This window comes from Streptomyces sp. TM32 (genome assembly GCF_004122755.1).
Lineage (GTDB): Bacteria > Actinomycetota > Actinomycetes > Streptomycetales > Streptomycetaceae > Streptomyces > Streptomyces sioyaensis.
This window is the reverse complement of sequence record NZ_SDIG01000143.1, coordinates 1-17,408: the sequence shown is the minus strand read 5'-3', so window position 1 is coordinate 17,408 and position 17,408 is coordinate 1. Positions and strand designations below refer to the sequence as shown.

General features: G+C 72.8%; 12 protein-coding genes. 4 read left to right on the top strand and 8 right to left on the bottom strand.

The window, feature by feature from the left end; translation table 11 throughout:
* Positions 1-211 precede the first annotated feature (211 nt).
* The 3 genes from EST92_RS24875 to EST92_RS24865 form a co-directional block, all read right to left on the bottom strand.
* A complete protein-coding gene (locus EST92_RS24875) occupies positions 212-652 on the bottom strand; it encodes a hypothetical protein (RefSeq protein WP_129283027.1) in 441 nt (146 codons plus the stop codon).
* Positions 653-871: 219 nt separating this feature from the next.
* A complete protein-coding gene (locus tag EST92_RS24870; RefSeq protein ID WP_129283026.1) occupies positions 872-1,825 on the bottom strand; it encodes a hypothetical protein in 954 nt (317 codons plus the stop codon).
* 185 nt (positions 1,826-2,010) lie between these two features.
* The gene (locus EST92_RS24865; RefSeq protein WP_174244124.1) at positions 2,011-3,474 is read right to left on the bottom strand and encodes an amino acid permease; all 1,464 of its coding nucleotides are present in this window, start codon (positions 3,472-3,474) and stop codon (positions 2,011-2,013) included.
* A gap of 700 nt (positions 3,475-4,174) precedes the next feature.
* Between EST92_RS24865 and EST92_RS24860 the strand changes: the two genes are divergently transcribed.
* Entirely contained in the window at positions 4,175-5,545 is a 1,371-nt protein-coding gene (locus tag EST92_RS24860) for an NAD-binding protein (RefSeq protein ID WP_129283025.1), read from the top strand.
* 34 nt (positions 5,546-5,579) lie between these two features.
* Here the strand turns inward: EST92_RS24860 and EST92_RS24855 are convergent, their stop codons facing one another.
* Positions 5,580-8,057, bottom strand: coding sequence for a SpoIIE family protein phosphatase (locus EST92_RS24855; RefSeq protein WP_129283024.1), 2,478 nt, complete (start codon positions 8,055-8,057; stop codon positions 5,580-5,582).
* Between the two features lie 142 nt (positions 8,058-8,199).
* Entirely contained in the window at positions 8,200-9,831 is a 1,632-nt protein-coding gene (locus EST92_RS24850) for a helix-turn-helix domain-containing protein (protein WP_254068998.1), read from the bottom strand.
* Between the two features lie 309 nt (positions 9,832-10,140).
* Between EST92_RS24850 and EST92_RS24845 the strand changes: the two genes are divergently transcribed.
* The gene (locus EST92_RS24845) at positions 10,141-10,968 is read left to right on the top strand and encodes a hypothetical protein (RefSeq protein WP_129283023.1); all 828 of its coding nucleotides are present in this window, start codon (positions 10,141-10,143) and stop codon (positions 10,966-10,968) included.
* On the opposite strand, the gene EST92_RS24840 is transcribed toward EST92_RS24845, so the two are convergent.
* Genes EST92_RS24840 through EST92_RS24830 form a run of 3 tightly spaced genes read right to left on the bottom strand, consistent with a single transcriptional unit; the run spans position 10,949 to position 14,159 of the window.
* Complete coding sequence (locus tag EST92_RS24840) at positions 10,949-12,310, bottom strand: HAMP domain-containing sensor histidine kinase (protein WP_129283022.1); 1,362 nt, start codon at positions 12,308-12,310, stop codon at positions 10,949-10,951. The genes EST92_RS24845 and EST92_RS24840 overlap by 20 nt on opposite strands.
* Positions 12,307-12,987: a response regulator transcription factor gene (locus EST92_RS24835; protein WP_129283021.1), complete on the bottom strand. Its 681-nt coding sequence runs from the start codon at positions 12,985-12,987 to the stop codon at positions 12,307-12,309. The genes EST92_RS24840 and EST92_RS24835 overlap by 4 nt, the downstream gene beginning before the upstream one ends.
* A gap of 23 nt (positions 12,988-13,010) precedes the next feature.
* Entirely contained in the window at positions 13,011-14,159 is a 1,149-nt protein-coding gene (locus tag EST92_RS24830; RefSeq protein WP_129283020.1) for an acyltransferase family protein, read from the bottom strand.
* 807 nt (positions 14,160-14,966) lie between these two features.
* Between EST92_RS24830 and EST92_RS24825 the strand changes: the two genes are divergently transcribed.
* Positions 14,967-15,800 carry an undecaprenyl-diphosphate phosphatase gene (locus tag EST92_RS24825; RefSeq protein ID WP_129246179.1) on the top strand — a complete coding sequence of 278 codons (834 nt, stop codon included), beginning with the start codon at positions 14,967-14,969 and terminating at the stop codon, positions 15,798-15,800.
* Positions 15,801-16,199: 399 nt separating this feature from the next.
* On the top strand, positions 16,200-17,408 hold a 1,209-nt coding region (locus EST92_RS24820; RefSeq protein WP_254068997.1), incomplete at its 3' end, for a DUF5685 family protein.

The following is a 17,408-nucleotide window of genomic DNA, read 5'->3' as shown; positions in this document are numbered from 1 at the left end:
GGGGGCGGGGGCGCGGTCGCGCCGGTGGGTGCGGTCCTGGGTTCCGGTGCGGTGCGCCTGGCCTCGGCACGGACGAGCGCGCCGAGCGCGGTGAAGACGTCGAGGGGCATGCCACATCTCCTGCGGTGGAAGTCCTGAGCGCTGACGACGGCAGGCCGCACTCGCCCCATGTCCCGGGGGAACAGGGGGAGTTGAGTGCGGCCGGGCCGGATCAGCAGCGCAGGACGTCCGCTCGCTTCGGCGCGGCGGGAGCGGCGGCCGTCATGACCACCGCGGAGGCGGCATCTCCAGGGGTCGGGCCGATCTCCGTCACGGGAGAGTCCCCGAGCGTCTTGCCGCCGGCGCCGGTGGGGAGGTGCGGGCGCACATGACAGAGCGTCGCGTCACACAGGCGCCGGACGCCGTTGCCCGGATGCTTGCCGGCGCCGTCGTTCGACGCCAGCACCGGTCCGGCGGGCAGGCACGGTCCCTCGGCCGGGGCGGCCGCGGCGGAGGCGCCGGACCGTAGTGGGCAGCCGGTGGGATCGAGGGGCGGGGCGTGCACACAGCAGGGCGTCAGCGTGGCGAACAGCAGGGCCAGCAACGCGAGGAACAGCAGCATGCGCCGGCGGTCACATGCCGCCGGGCGGCCGGTGCTGACGCTGTCGCGCATGCGGATCTCCCAACCCTCTTCCGTGAGGGGATCCCCTGGAAGCGAGCCGGACACTCCCGATACGCCGCAAGAGCCGACAAAACCACCCGTTCCGGGTAGGCGCTCGCACATATGCTCCGCGCCCCGGCACGCGCCTTTCAGCGGGGCGGAGTTACCGGCCGCCTCTTGTGCCGGCCGGTCCCGCCGTCAGCCCCGCCGCCCGCGGCACCGGCGTCGGGCTCACCGCGCGTCGCTCGCATACCGCCCGTGGTAGTGCGCGTACCGCTCCACGGGGTCGCCGTCCAGGCTCCACGGCCAGGGGACCACCACGCCTCCGGTGGCGCGCAGCACGGCCCCGGCCTCAGCGGTCCGGGAGGACTTGAGCAGTGCGTAGGCCAGCAGATTGAGATCCGCGAGGGCGGCCGCGTGCCCGAGGAATCCCGGGCTCGTCCAGTAGTGCGCGGCATGGTCGAGTGCCCTGGCGGCGTCGGGGCGGCGCCAGATCTCGCCGGCACCCACGGCCGCCAGCCCGCCCTCGGCGATGGCCCGCTGATGGCTGTGGACGAAGGCGGTGAGCTCCAGGCCGGCGGCCGGGGCATCGGACGGCATGGCGGAGCGGACGCCGTCGAGCAGATCCAGCACCAGGGCGCTGGAGCCGCACTCGTCCGGCGACAGATAGCCCAGGGCCTGCAGATGTGCCTCACGGTTCCACGGATCGCGGGCCTTGATCTCACGCCAGATCGCCGACAGCTCCGAGGAGGGGCGCCGCTCCAGGCGGAGGACGGCCAGTTGCAGGGTCCACGGGGTGGGGTCGGCGGGGATCAGTTCGGACGCGAGCCGGCAGGTCTCCCGGGTGGCGTCCAGATCGACGGCGGCGTCCTGATGCCGGGCGTGGAGCAGATCCGACCAGGCGTGCAGCAGCAGTGCGCCGTGGTGCTGCGGGCGGTGCTGGCGCCAGATGCCGGGCAGCGACCGTCCCGCGGACCCCGCGAGCACCGCCAGCCGGTGGGCCTTGCGGTCCCAGTCCTCGCCGGCGTCGTCGATCACGTTCGCCATCAGGGCCATGACCGCGGTGTCCAGCGAACCGCGGGACCAGCAGGTCTCGACGCGTCGCCGCACCTGGCCCAGTTGGGTGTCGTCGAGCTCGGGAACGAGGCGGGGAAGGCCTGCTTTGCGGCGTCTGAACACGGGCATGTCTGCGGCGGTCTTCCCTGGTGCGTCGGGGTTGAGGTGCGGTCGAGGGTAGTGGGTCGGGTGCGGAGGCGTCAGAGGTGTCTGAGGGGTGGACGTGCGGAGGCGCGGAGGTGCAGACGTGCAGACGTGCCGTACGGGCAGAGGCGCGGGGGAGGGCACCTCTGCCCGTACGGCACGTTTCCCGGTTAGCGGGAGCTGACGGCTGCCTTCTCGGCGGCGCCGCGGCCGAGCCGGTCACGGACCAGCGAGATCGCGACCACCAGGGCGGCGACGAGCACCGACAGCAGCACCTGGATCCGGCCACCGCCGTCACTGTCGTCGGTGAGCATGTAGACCAGCACGAACGAGATCATGGCGATCGTCGCCCACGTCAGGTACGGGAACAGCCACATCCGGACGAGCAGCTTCTCGGGGTTCTCGCGCTGGATGATGCCGCGCATCCGCAGCTGCGAGAAGCAGATGACCAGCCAGACGAAGAGCGCGACCGCGCCCGAGGAGTTCAGCAGGAACTGGAAGACCGTGGTCGGCCACAGGTAGTTGAAGCCCACCGCGATGAAGCCGAAGAGGACCGAGGCCACGATCGCGGCCTGCGGGACGCCACGGGAGTTCGTCCGGGCGAAGGACTTCGGGGCGTCCCCGCGCTGGCCGAGGGAGAAGGCCATCCGGGAGGCGGTGTAGAGACCGGAGTTGAGGCAGGACAGCACGGCGGTCAGCACGATGACGTTCATGATCTGGCCGGCGTGCGGGATGCCGATCGAGTCCAGGGCCGCCACGTAGGAGCCGTGCTTGGCGATCGCGGGGGAGTTCCACGGCAGCAGGGAGACGACCACGAGGATCGAGCCGAGGTAGAAGATGCCGACTCGCCAGATCACGCTCTTGGTGGCCTTGGTGACCGCACGCTCCGGGTCCTCGGACTCACCGGCGGCGAGGGTGACGATCTCGCTGCCCATGAAGGAGAAGACGACCATCAGCACACCGGTGAGGATCGCGCTGGGCCCGTGTGGGAGGAAGCCGCCGTGGGAGGTGAGGTTCCCGAATCCGGTGGCCGCGTGGTGGGTACCGGGCAGCACACCGAAGATCGCCAGTCCGCCGATGATGATGAAGGCCGTGATGGCGACGACCTTGATGCCCGCGAACCAGAACTCGAACTCACCGAACGAGGAGACCGAGGCGAGGTTGCTGGTGGTCAGGACGACCATCACGATCAGCGCCCAGGCCCACTGCGGGACGGCCGGGACCCAGCTGGTCAGGATGGCCGCGCCGGCGGTCGCCTCGACCGCGAGTACCACGACCCAGAAGAACCAGTACAGCCAGCCGATGGAGAAGCCGGCCCAGCGGCCGAGCGCCCGGTCCGCGTAGGCAGAGAAGGAGCCGGAGGTCGGGTTGGCGGCCGCCATCTCGCCGAGCATCCGCATCACGAAGACGACCAGCGCGCCGACCAGGGCGTACGACAGCAGGATGCCGGGGCCGGCCGCGGCGATGCCGGAGGCGGAGCCGACGAACAGGCCGGCGCCGATGACTCCACCGACGGCGATCATGGACAGATGGCGGTTCTTGAGGCCCGACTGCAGGCCGGACTGCTCTGGAGCCTGCCCGTTCCCCGGCGGGGCGGGCGGGGCAGCTACAGAGCTGGAGGGAGAAGTTGACATCTGAACATCCAATGAGGGTTGGAGGGTCCTGCAGGTGGTGACTCTGATCGCCTCAAATATCCGGACACACGACAGGGCCGGGTGCTGGCAGGTGGCGATCATGGCCCTGTCGAAGTTCCAAGGCGCGACGTACACGGTCGCGGCCCACGGATGCCTGCGCGGAGGGGGGAGCGCTTGATGGCGCCGCCACGCTATTGCCCGTCCTCCTCATGAGAGGTGAGCCGCATCACGTCCGGATTGGATTTGCGCAAGCGTATGTGGCGGTGTGCCGCGAGGTATTTGTGAGAACGGACAAATTCGTTCTCAATGGCTGTCCGCCCGACCAATGTGCTGGCGCGAAGAAACCGGCTCACGTTGCCGCGAAGCGCCGTTCCGCCCGGTATCGAAGCCACCAACCAGGCTTGCCCCGACGGACTTTGAGCGGCAACTGGTGCGCTCGCACAATGCCATGCGGGAACCCTTGGCCAGCAGCACAGATGCCCCGGGCGCCGCGCGCCCTAGCGTGAGTTCGGTCATACCACCGGCCGACGCGCAAGGGGACTCCATGGCCGCCCTTCCCCCCGCCCGACAGACTCCTACCGCTGTGACCACCGGTTCTTCCTCCACTCCACCGGTGATGGGCGACGGCGGCGGGTCCGCTGCCCCAACGCCGGGTGAAAGGTGTGCGGCATCTCCGGATACACCACCGAGCGAGCGGTTCGTGGTGATCGGGGCGACCACGCTGGCCCGCCGGGTCTGCGCCTCGCTGGACGGCAGTGGCCACCGGGTCGACCACCTCGCCGCACCCGACGACCGGGACCTGCGCCGTGCGCTCGCCGCACGGCCCGACGGCGTCGCCGTTCTGGTGGGCGACGATCTGTCCGCACTGCGCTACGCCCTCGCGGTACGCCATGTCCGCGACCGCGTCCGGATCGTCGTCACGGTCTTCGACCGCACCGTGGCCCAGCAGCTGCGGCAGCTCCTGCACGACTGCGTACCGATCTCGCCCGCCGATCTCCTGGCGCCGACGCTGGCCGGTCTGTGCGTGGACCGCGAGGCGCTGGCCGTACGGGACGACGGGCACGGCGCGGTGGCGGTCCGCCGGCAGCGGGGACGGCTGGTCGAGACGCCGTGGCGGGCGAGCGCGGCGGCCCGGCGGCGGGCGCTGCTCGGACGGCTGCGCGGACAGCTGCAGCCCCACGACGCGGACGCCCGGCTGCTGCTCATCGGGCTGCTGGGCATCGTGGCCGTGCTGGCACTGGACTGGGCGTGGCTGGTGAGCGTGTTCCACCGGCCGGTCAGCACCGCCTTCCTGGAAGCTTCCCGGGTGGTCGCCGGGGTGGGTCCGGCCGCACCGCACGACGGCCACCCCGGGTACGAGGTGGTGTCGGGTGTGGCGATGCTGGTGACGGTGGGCTTCACCGCGCTGCTGACCGCGGGCATCGTGGACCGGCTGTTCGGCCCGCGGCTGGTCGGGGTCCTGGGGCCGCGGGTGCTGCCCCGCTCCGGTCACGTCATCGTGGTGGGGCTGGGTCAGGTGGGGCTGCGGCTGTGCCAGACGCTGCGTCAACTGGGGGTGCCGGTGATCGGCGTGGAGCGGGAGCCCGCCGCCCCGAACCTCCGCCTCGCGCGGTCGATGGGGATACCCGTGGTGCTGGCACACGGTGAGGACCGCGAGGTGCTGGCGCGGCTCGGGCTGGGACGGGCGTGCGCCCTCGCCGCCGTCGGCTCCCACGAACTCGACAACATCGCCGTCGCGGTCGCCGCCCACGCCGTGGCACCCGACGTGCGGGTGGTGCTGCGGGCCGGCGAGGACGAGGCGATCGCCGAGACCCGCTCGCTGCTTCCGCTGGGACTGACCCGCGACATCGTGCGGACCAGCGCGGCCTATGTGACCGCCCATCTGACGTCCCGGCCGGCCGGGGGGCTGCCGCGGCACGTCGTGGCCGACGCCGACTGCGACTACGTCGACCTGCCCGCACACGGTCTCGTCGGCTGGCCGGTGCCGGCCGGGGACGACTGCGGGCATGTGCCCGCGGCGGCGGCCGGGGACGGGGGCGACGCGGTCCGCGCCGCTCCCGGGGCCGGCTGAGCGCGCAGCCCCGGGCCGGCCGGGCGAGCGGGGCTCAGAGCGGTTCACCGGCGGCTTCGGAGCCGTCCGGAATGCTCTGTTCGGTCCAGATGATCTTGCCGGTCGGGGTGTAGCGGGTGCCCCATTGCCGGGTGAGCTGCGCGACGATGAACAGCCCGCGTCCGCCCTCGTCGGTGGTCCGGGCGTGCCGCAGCCGCGGCGAGGTGCTGCTGGTGTCGAAGACCTCGCAGATCAGGGCGTCCTGCCGGATCAGCCGCAGGGTGATCGGTCCGGCGGCATGGCGGATGGCGTTGGTGACCAGTTCGCTGACGATCAGCTCCGTGGTGAACAGCAGCTCGTCCATTCCCCACTCCGACAGCTGCTCGCCGGCGAGGGTGCGGGCGCGGGCGACCTCTGCCGGGTCGGCGGGCAGCTCCCAGGAGGCGACCTGGTGCGTGCCCAGGGCGTGGGTCCGGGCCAGCAGCAGTGCGGCGTCGTCCGACGGCGGCCCGGTCATCAGGGCGTTGACCACGTTCCCGCCGATGTCCCGCAGCGCCGGTCCGGGGACCGCGAGGGCGGTGCTCAGCCGGGACAGCCCGACGCCGATGTCCCGGTCGCAGGTCTCGATCAGCCCGTTGGTGTAGAGCGCGATCAGGCTGCCCTCGGCCAGTTCCTGCTCGAAGGCCTCGAAGGGAAGCGTCCCGAGACCGAGCGGTGGCCCGGCCGGCAGGTCGGGGGAGTCGACGGTGCCGTCCGGACGGACGATCAGCGGCGGCAGGTGCCCCGCGCGCGCCATGCTGCACTGCCGGCTGACCGGGTCGTACACGGCGTACAGACAGGTGGCCCCCATGAAGGTCGAGGCCACGCTCGCGCTCCCGGCGTCCGCCGCCGGCTCGCTGCCGTGCGTCTTCACCAGGCCGATGACCAGGTCGTCCAGCCGGGCCAGCAGTTCATCGGGTGGCAGGTCCAGGTTGGCCAGCGTGCGGACGGCGGTGCGCAGCCGTCCCATCGTGGCCGCGGCGTTGAGGCCGTGCCCGACCACGTCCCCGACGACCAGGGCGACCCGCGCGCCGGACAGCGGAATCACATCGAACCAGTCGCCGCCCACCCCGCTCGGGGCGTCCGCCGGGAAGTACCACGACGCGACCTCCAGGGCGGAGCCGCCGGTCAGTTCGTGCGGCAGCAGGTTCTGCTGCATCACCCGCGCCGCGGTGCGTTCCCGCGTGAAGCGGCGTGCGTTGTCGAGACACACGGCGGCCCGGGCGACCAGCTCCTCGGCCAGCCGTACGTCGTCCGCGACGAAGGGCCCCAGACGGCGGGACCGGAAGAACGTCGCCGCGCCCAGGGTGATGCCACGGGCCTGCACCGGCGCCACCATCACCGAGCGGAAGCCGAACTCACGGATCACCTCGGCCCGTGCCGCGTCCTCGGTGACCCAGACGCTGGTGGCGACGTCCAGCACCGGCTCCACCAGCGATTCGCCGGTGAGCAGACAGCGGGCGATGGGTGACGTGGGGGAGCGCCGGACGGCTTCCCCCACGGCCAGGCCGGCCTCCGGGCAGCCCTCGTGGACCGACTGCTGACCGGAGCGGCGCATGACGGGGGTGCTGTCGACCGGCCCGGGAACCGGTTCCCCGCCGCTGAGGACCGACTCCAGCAGATCGACGGCGACGAAGTCGGCGAGCGCCGGTACGGCGACATCGGCCAGTTCTTGTGCGGTCCGGGTGACGTCCAGCGTGCTGCCGATACGGACGCTGGCGTCGTTCAGCAGGGCCAGGCGTTCCTGGGCCCGCCAGCGCTCGGTGACATCGATGACCATGTACCAGATGCCGATGCGCCGGCCCTGCGAGTCCGACAGCCCGAAGAAGGACGCCGAGTAGGAGCGCTCCTGGGTGGGGTCCGCGTAGGTGGGGCTGCGGAATTCGTAATCCATGACCGGCTCCCCGGTCGTCAGCACCCGCCGCATCCGCTCGTCGAAGGCCTCGGCCTCCAGCGGTGGCAGCACCTCCGCCACCCTCCTCCCCAGTCGCCGGTCGAGGGGGATCAGCCGCTCCAGGGCGTCGTTCACCCAGACGTAGCGCAGCGCGGTGTCCAGCACGGCCATCCCGACCGGCGCGTGCGCCAGGAACGGTTCGAGCACCAGCTGGTTCACCCCGCCGCCCGGCAGCCGCCACTCCTCCAGGGCGAGGACCGACCACCGCTCGTGGCCGGCACCGTCGAGGACGGGGGTGGCCTGGACCGCCAGCTGGAGATTGCGGCCGTCGCGGTGGCGTGCCGCCACCGATCCGCCCCAGCCGTCCGCGGCACGGCACCACCGGGCCACGGCGGCCACCCTCGCCTCCTCGCCGGGTATGGCCAGCAGTTGTGTCGCGGGCCGGTCGAGGATCTCCTCGGCCCGGTAGCCCAGCAGCCGCTCCGCCGCCCGGGTCCAGGCGATGACCCGCCCCTGTCCGTCGATTTCGGCGGTGGCTGCCTGTGCGAGGTCGCTTGCGCGATCCGGCCCACCTGGCGGGGCATCGTCCGAGGTCATCATGGCGAACCTGTCTGCTCAATGGAGCAATATTGCCTATTTTAGGTGAATTATGGACCATTGGGCGGGTGCGCGGTATGGGCGGCGCCGGGCCCGGTGCCGCCGGCCCGGCGCCGGCGGGGGCCCGCGCCCAGCTCCGCTTTTTTCAGCCGGCGGGCGGCAGCCGCAGCTGGAGCATCGCCAGCAGCCGCTGGTCCGGCCGGTTGAGGTCGAGCCCGGTCAGCTCCTCCGCCCGGCGGATCCGGTAGCGCAGCGTGTTGGGGTGCACATGCAGCTCGGCGGCGGCGGCCCGGACATCGCCGAAGGCGTTCAGATAGGTCAGGACGGTCTCCGCCAACTGCCCCTGGTTCCGGCTGTCATGGGTGACCAGCGCGGTCAGCCGGGGGTCACGCATCTCGGGGTGCGCGTCGAGCAGCGCCAGCACCTCGCTGACGAGCACCTCCGCCTGGATGTCCGGCAGTGCGGCGACCGTGGTGGTGACGCCGACGGTCACCATGGCGTCGAGGATCCGGTCCGCCTCCCGGCGCGAGTCGGGCACCTCGCCGAGCCCCGGGACGATACAGCCGACGGAGCCGCACAACGACAGCCCCAGATGGAGGCGGGCGGCCTCGGTGATCGCCTGCGCCCAGCCCCGGAGGGTGCCGGTGTCGATGCTGCGCGGCAGCTGCGGCAGCAGCACATAGATCCGTGCGTCGACCTGGGTGACCAGGGCACTGCGGTGCCGGGCCGCGGTGTGCACCGAGATCAGATTGCTGACCTCGGCGCGGGTCAGCTCCGGTGCGGCGGACTCGGCGGCCCCGCACGAGAAGCCCAGGACGGCGGCCGGGCGGGCCGCGTCCAGCGCCAGATGGCTCGCCAGCGGCTGGGGGCCGGTGCTGCCCTCCAGGAGGCCGGCCGCCAGCGTACGGGTCAGCGTCAGGTCGGCGGAGAGCTCCCGGCGGCGGCGCACCAGATGCAGCGCGGCCACCCGGGCGGCGCCCAGCAGCGCCTGGTCCGAGTGCTCGGTCAGCGGCGCCGAGCCCTCCTGCACCCAGATCGTGCCCAGCTGCCGCTCGCCGGACCGGATGGCCACCGCGAGCCGCCGACGGATCCCCAGCTCGGGGTGGCTGTCGATGCGGATCACCTCGTCGGAGGCGCGCAGCCGCTGGAACACCCCCCACTTCCGCAGCTGCCCCAGATACGCCTCCGGGCCCTGCCAGCCGAGGATGGACAGCCGCCGCAGATCGTCGACCTCGTCGGAGTCGGTGGAACGGGAGTAGGCCAGCACACGGTTGGTGGTGTCCTCGATGCTGACGATGCCGCCGGTGAGTATCGCCGTGGTCTGGGCGAGCGCGAACAGATCGCCTTCCTCCACCCCTTCGCCGAGCCGTCCCTCCGGAGCGCTTTCGAGGGCCGCCCGGGCCAGCGCGTCCACCTGCTCCCAGCGCGCCTCGCCCCGTACGGACAGCAGCGCCACGCCCGCTTCGACCGCGGTCTCGGTGAGCGACGCGGCCTGCCCGGGAGCGTCCAGCTTCACCGCGACGGCGGCGGCGCCGTCCCGTCCGCCGATCCGCAGCGCGGGGAACGCGGCGCGGCCCCGGGCGCCTATCGCGAGAATCAGCTCACCGGGGTGCGCCCGCGGCGGGTCCTCGGGGTCGAGCAGTGCCACGCTGCGGATCTCCACGTCCAGCCCGGCGGGCGCGGCCTGCAGCTCCACCAGGGGCTCGCCGAGCGACATCAGCAACTGGCGCAGGCTGATGCCCGTACGGGGCGGTGCTGCCGCGGCGGCTGGATCCATGAGTGGTGCCTCTGCTGGTTCGGGTGGCCTGGGCTCATCGGGCGGACGGCCCGCTCGTGGACGGATCCGGGCCCGTCGGTGTCAAGCAGCCGGCCGGCCCGGAAAAGAGCCGCCGTCGCACGTATGAGCCACGCCGACAGTACTGATGCTATCCGCCGGGGCCGCGGGGGCCGCGGGGTGCGCGCGGCGGCTGCCGGCCGGGACGCCCCGGCGGCGGCCGCTCCGCCCGCGGCGGCCCGCGGAACGGCGGCCGCGCGGCCCGGAGCCGTTCAGGCAGCTTTCAGGTGGCCCCTGACAGCGTCCGGCAGCATGAGCACCGATACGGAAACCCACCTGCACCCCGCCGGGCCGCCCGCCCGGCACCGGCAGCCGATGCTGAACAAGGTCCCCGAGGTCACCGTCTACTTCTGGGTGATCAAGGTCTTGTGCACCACGGTCGGTGAGACCGCCGCCGACCTGCTCAACGAGAACCTCGGCATGGGCCTGACCCACACCTCCTACCTGATGGCCGCCCTGTTGGCCGTCGCCCTGGTCCTCCAGTTCCGGGCGCGCGCCTACCGCGCCGGTCTGTACTGGCTCGCCGTGGTCCTGATCAGCGTGGTCGGCACGCTGATCAGCGACAACCTGACCGACAACCTCGGGGTGCCGCTGGAGACGACGACGGCGGTGTTCGCCGTGCTGCTGGCCCTGACCTTCGGCGCCTGGTACCTGAGCGAGCGGACGCTGTCGATCCACACCATCCGCACCCCGCGCCGGGAGGCCTTCTACTGGCTGGCGATCCTGTTCACCTTCGCGCTCGGCACGTCGGCGGGCGATCTGACCGCCGAGCGGCTGGACCTGGGGTACTGGTTCTCCGCCGTCGTCTTCGCCGCGCTGATCGCCGCCGTGGCGCTGGCCCGCTTCACCCTGGACTTCCACACCATCTGGGCGTTCTGGATCGCGTACGTGCTGACCCGTCCGCTCGGCGCCTCGATGGGGGACTACCTCTCCCAGCCGCGGCAGGACGGCGGGCTGGGCCTGGGCACCGTCGGCACCAGCGTCCTGTTCCTGGCGGTGATCCTCGGGCTCGTCCTCCATCTCGTCCGCACGAAGCGGGACGTGGCCGAGAGCGGGGAGGTCAGCCCGCAGGAAGGGTGACCGCGAAACGTGCGCCGGGGCCGGCGGCGGCCAGCATGAGATCGCCGCCGGCCGCGCGGGCCAGCCGCCGCGCCAGCGCCAGGCCGAGGCCCGCGCCGTCGTGCCCGTCCCCGGGGTCGGCGCGGCGGCCCGGTTCGAAGAGCGCGCCGCGGAACTCCTCGGGCACGCCGGGACCGTCGTCGCCGACGTACAGCGTGACCCGGTCGGCGTCGGCCGTGCAGTGGAGTGTGACGGTGTGTGTGGCGTACCGGCGGGCGTTCTCCAGCAGCGGCCTCAGGATCTGCTCCGCCACCGCCGCCGGTACGCCGACGGTCACCGGATCGCCGGTCACCGCCACGGCGGGTGCGCCGGGGTGGTCGGCCGCGAGGCGCCGGGCGAGTTCCTCCGCGAGGGCGGGGAAGCGGCAGCTGCCGGGGGTCAGCGTGCCGCGGGTACGGGCTTCGGAGAGCAGTACGTCACAGATCTGCCGCATGGTCGCGGCGGAGCGTGCGATGGTCCCGTGCGAGAGGTCCTGCTCGGCCGCGGTCCGCGGGCGCCGGGCCAGCCATTCGGTCTCCGCGATGATCCGGGCCAGCGGGGTACGCAGCTCATGGGAGAGCGCCGCGGCCTGGTGCTGCTCATGGCGCAGCACCGCGGCCAGCCGGTCCAGCAGGGCGTCGAGGCTCGTGGCGAACGCGGCGAGTTCGGCGGGCCGGCCGGCCGCGCCGAACCTCTCCGGGGCGCCGGCCTCGCTCCACCGGGTGGCCTGGTCGCTCATCTCGGCGACCGGCCGCAGGGCGCGCCGCACCACGAGCCGGGTGAGGAGGTAGACGGTGGCGAGCAGTAGCACCGCCAGCGTCAGGGAACCGGCCAGCGCGGTGTCCGCCGTGCTGCGGTAGGGGTCCAGGCTCACGGAGGCGACCACGGTGCCGGCCTGCCCGGAGCCGGAGGCGGCCGGCACCGGAAGGGCGTAGAGCCGCGTCGCGCCGGGCCCGCCGTCGGCGCCGACGGAGACGTCGGTGAACACCTCGTGTCGGCCGGCCAGTTGATCCGCCCGCCGTTGCAGTGCGGCGGGTGCGCCCGGCGGCCGTTCCTTGATCCGCCGGCCCTGGTAGATCCACACGCCGGAGTCCAGCGCCTGGTCCTGGGCGGGCTCATGGACCACCAGCCGCCCGTCCGTCCGGGCCTCCACGGTGGTCGCCACGGCCTCCGCCCGGGTGCGCAGCACGTCGTCCGCCTGCTCGTGCAGCCGTTTGTCCAGCGCGAGATTGAAGACCGCCGTCAGGACGGCGACCCACACCGCGCCGGTGATCAGCGCCATCAGGGCGAGCCGGCCGCGCAGGGTGCGCCGGGGGCGCCTCATGCGAAGCGGTGGCCGATGCCGCGGACCGTGTCGATGCCCTGCGGGCTGCCCGCCTCGCGCAGCTTGCGGCGCAACCGCCACAGATACTGGTCCAGCGTGTTGTCACTGACCTGTGCGCCTTCCGGCCAGCCCGCGCGCAGCAGGGCCCGGCGGCGGACGACGGTCCCGGGGTCCGCCATGAGGCAGGCCAGCAGCCGGAATTCGGTGGGGGTCAGGGCGACCGTCTCCCCGCGCACGGTCAGTTGGTACCGGACCGGGTCCAGCCGCAGTGCCCCGTCGCCGCCGACGAGGCCGCCGTCCGCACCCCCGCGGCGACGCAGCACCGCCCGGATGCGGGCCACCAACTCGCTGAGGTGAAACGGCTTGGTGAGGTAGTCGTCGCCTCCGGAGGCGAATCCGGCGAGCCGGTCGGTGAGATTGCCGTGCACGGTAAGGAAGATCACCGGGACGGTGACGCCCGCCCCCCGCATCGCCTGGCAGACGTCCCGCCCGTCGGAGTCCGGCAGCCCGACATCGAGCACCACCGCGTCCACCGACGCGTCGACGGTGCGCAGCGCCGCCGCGCCGTCGGCGGCGGTCACCACGTCGAACTCCTCGTCGCGCAGGCCGCGGGCCAGTACGTCGCGCAGGCCGTGGTCGTCCTCGACGACCAGAATGCGGGGAGCGGTCCTCGCCACTCAGCTTCGCCCTTTCTGCCGGGTCAGCTCGTACGACCCGGCGCCGCGCCGAGCCGGGGTTCGGGTCGGAACGCCCAGCGCATCTTCGGCTCCATGGCGAAACGGAAGACCCGCTGCACCGGCGGGGTGCACAGCAGGGTCACCACCGCGCCGGCGAGCAGGGTGACGACGACGGCGCCCCAGGGTGTGTGGATCCAGTCGGCGTCGTACCAGTCCCACCAGCGGGAGCCCTTGGCGAGGAAGCCGTGCAGCAGATAGCCGTAGAGGGTGCCGGCGCCCAGTGCGGTGCACCAGGCCCGGCGGCCCGGCACCCAGGCCAGGAAGCAGGCGGTGAGCACCAGCGAGCAGCCGAACATGGCCAGTTGCATCAGGACGCCGCACCACCACGGAACGCCCAGCTTCTGTGCGCTGTCGGTGTGGTAGAACCACGCGTCGTTCATCCGCGGCACTGCCCAGTACGCGAAGGTCAGCGCCCCCGCGAAGACGGGCACCGCCGCGAGCCGCACCGGCCGGCAGCGCAGGCGGTCGAAGTGCTCCGCCTTCAGGCGCATGCCGAGGACGAAGAACGGCAGGAACTGCAGCACCCGTTGCAGATCCAGATCGCTGCCCAGATCCGATACGGAGGCCGCCGCGGCGATCGCGAGGGCCAGCGGTACCGGCCACCGCACGATCCGCCACAGCGGCGCGGTGAGCCGCCAGATGAACAGGGCGACCAGGAACCAGGTGAGGAACCACGGGTCCGCCAGGCTGACCGAGAAGCTCGGGATGTCGCCGGCCGCGTAACGGAACAGCGCATAGGCCGTCTGGAAGAGGAGATAGGGGACGGCGACGCCGGTGATCAGCCGTTGCAGCCGATCGCGGCGAAAATCGAAACTGCGCGAGAAATAACCGGAGATGACGGTGAAAGCGGGCATGTGGAAGGCGAACACGAAGATGTACAGCGCGGCCGCACTCCGACTGGTGGCATAGAGCGGCTCCCAGGCATGGCCGATTGCCACCAGCACGATGGCCAGATATTTCGCGTTGTCGAAGAACGCGTCCCGCGGCTTTTCCGGGGCGGGCGGTGCCTTGTCGCCCGGAGAGCCGGCGGACTCGGGCGCGGGGACGGCGGGCCGTGCGGGCGCCGGGCTGCCGGTGGCCGGGGGGTGAACGGAGCGGGAAGCGAGGCTCACGACACGGCCTCCCAGCGATCAGTGGGCCGTCGCGGCCTTCTCGCCGTGGTGGTGGGGGCGACGGCCGTACTGATCATGGTGAGCGGCATCCTGGCTCCTCTTGTGGGCTGATCGTGTGGGCTGAGGGGAATGGTGCGGCACCCTACGAGGAGTTGCTGTGAAGTGCTCCGGATGTGAGCGTGCGCGGGCCGGTGGCCCACAATGCCGGGTGGCTCCTCGCCTCCGGCGGGCCCGCCCGGTCTCAGGAGCCCGTGCCCGGCCAGGGCGGGGTGCGCGCCGCTGGTCGTCTACAGTGTTGTAGACCATTGGGTGGCACTGTAGACGCCCGGGGGCGCGGGACGCATCCCGGCTCCCTGTGGGAGGGACTGACCGCATGGCTGTGTGCCTCGCCGCGCGCCCGGCTCGCCGCCGGTCAGGGACGCCGCGCGGCCGCACTGGGCCTCGGCCGACCGTCGCCCCGGCTCTCCGTGGTGACCCTTCTCTCCCGGTGCCGCCCGCCGCTCACCGGCGCCGCGCGCCGCTCCTCCCGCCCCGCCGGACCGGCTCCGCGGCGGCCCGTGGAGCCGGTTTTTTCGGCCGGACGGCGCAACCCCAGTACAGTCACCTCACCGATCTGTGTGCCGGGACATACCTGTGTGCAGGCGACGCCGGAGTCACCCCTGGGACCCGCCCCGGCCGAGCCGGGAACGTCGCCGACGACGCCGATGCCACCGGGCCCCCGGCGCACACCCGGCCGCACCGCCCCACGCCCAGCCCACCGCGGCGCACCCGCGCCCGCCGTCCGCACCGTTCCCAGAAATGGATCCCATGAGCGCCATCAGCATCGGCCAGGCCGTCGTCCTCGGAGCCGTCGAGGGGGTGACGGAATTCCTCCCGGTCTCCTCCACCGGTCACCTCAAGATCGCCGAGGGCCTGATGGGAATCCCCGTCGACGACACGGCCGTCGTCGGCTTCTCCGCGGTCATCCAGGTCGGCGCGATCGCCGCGGCACTCGTCTACTTCTTCAAGGACATCGTGCGCATCGTGGGCGCGTGGTTCCGGGGCCTGCGCAACCGCGAGGAGCGCTACCACCACGACTACAAGTTCGCCTGGTGGGTGATCTACGCCACCATCCCCATCGTCGTCGTCGGCCTGGCCGCCAAGCCCCTGATCGAGGGCCCGCTCGCCTCCCTCTGGGTGGTGGCCGGCTCACTGATCATCGGCAGCGGGGTGATGTGGGCGGCGGACCAGATGGGCCGGCACAAGCGCGGTGAGGACGACACCTCGCTGAAGGACGCCATGTGGGTCGGCTGCTCGCAGATCCTCGCCCTCCTCTTCCCCGGCTTCTCCCGTTCCGGCGCGACCATGTCCACCGCCCTCATCCTCGACCTCGAACGTGTCGCGGCCACCCGGCTGTCGTTCTTCCTGGGCATCCCGGCCCTGACCGGTGCCGGCATCTACGAGCTCAAGGACGCCATCGGCAGCGGCGCCGCCGTCGCACCGCTGGCCATCGGCACCGTCGTCTCCTTCGCCGTCGCCTACGCCTCGATCTCCTGGCTGCTGAAGTTCGTGGCCAAGCACTCCTTCAACTCCTTCGTCATCTACCGGATCCTGGTCGGCGCCCTGCTCTTCGGCCTGCTGGGCATGGGCATCCTCAGCTGACGACCTCCCGGCTGCCCGCCGGGGCGGGGGGCCCGGTTCCGACGGATCGGGAATCCGGTTGAACACTCCCGCGGCACGCTCCGTACTCAAGGGTGCGCCGAGGGATTTCCCCGATTCCCGGCCGGCCCGGCCTGCCTGTGGACCAGGGCCCCGCGGTTGCTCCGCCCTCGCCCTCCCCTGGCGGGGCGGAGCGGCCGCGGCACTTCCGGGCCGAGCCCGGCTCTCCGGTCGCACATCCCGTCCGCCCACGGTGTCTTGACGTCCCGTCAGTGTCGTCCGGCCCCGCAGCAGGGGCGTGTGTCCAGGTCAACGGCACACTCGCTACGCTTTTGCGTGGTCGGCCAGGCCTGCCACACCGGCTCAGGCCGTGCCCTGCCGACGTCTTACGGGGGTATCCACATGTTCGGAATCGTCAGGCCCTGCACCCATCGGCTGTCCCAAGGGCTCAAGGCCGAGTGGATGGCCCACCTGTGCGGGCTCTGTCTAGCCCTGCGCGGCGACCACGGGCAGTTCGCCCGGGTCGTCACGAACTATGACGGGCTGATCGTCTCCGTGCTGACGGACGCCCAGTCCGGCTCCGCTCAGGCGCCGCGCCGTACCGCCGGGCCCTGCCCGCTGCGCGGGATGCGGACCGCTTCGGTGGCGAAGGGGGAGGGCGCGCGCCTGGCGGCGTCGGTGTCCCTGGTGCTCGCCTCGGCGAAGATACGCGACCATGTCGCCGACCGGAACGGACTGCTGCGCCGCCGGCCGGTGGCCGCCGCCGCCCGCAAGGTCGCCGCGGGCTGGGACCGGGCCGGGGCACGCACCGGCGCCGCCCTCGGCTTCGACACCGCGCTGCTCGTCGAGGCGGTCGACCGGCAGCTGGGCATCGAGGAACTGGCCGGCCCCGGCACCCCGTTGACGGTCATCACCGAACCCACCGAAACCGCGACGGCCGCCGCCTTCGCCCACACCGCGGTGCTGGCGGGCCGGCCGGACAACGCCGCGCCACTGGCCGAGGCGGGCCGGCTCTTCGGACGGCTGGCCCACCTCCTCGACGCCGTGGAGGACCGCGCGGCGGACGCCGCCGAGGGGGCCTGGAACCCGCTCACCGCCACCGGCGCCACCCCCGCCCAGGCCCGCCGGCTGTGCGAGGACGCCCTGCACGGCATCCGACTCGCGCTGCGCGAGGTGGAGTTCAGCGACTCCCAGCTGGTGCATGTGCTGCTGGTCCATGAGCTGCGCCGGTCGGTGGACCGCGCCTTCGGGACGGCCGCCTGCTCCCACCAGGGGCACCAGGCGCCGGGCCCGTACGACGGTCAGGGCCCGGGCCCGTACGGGAACGGATACGGCCGGCCGTCCCCCTACGGCGGGCCGCCTCCGTACGGCCAGGCACCGGCCGCCGGCGGCCCGTACGTCCACGGTCAGCAGCTGAACGGCCCGCAGCACGCGCACGGCGGCGGTCCGGTGCCGCCCGGGGGGCCGGGCGGCGGTTACGGGGGAGGCCCGGGCGGCGGGGGCGGCCGCGGCCCCGCGGGGGCGGCGGGGGCGGCTGGCGGGGCCCGGCCCGCCGGTGGCCGCGGCCGCTTCGGCTGGCGGCCACGACGCGCCGGACCGCCGGGACGGCCG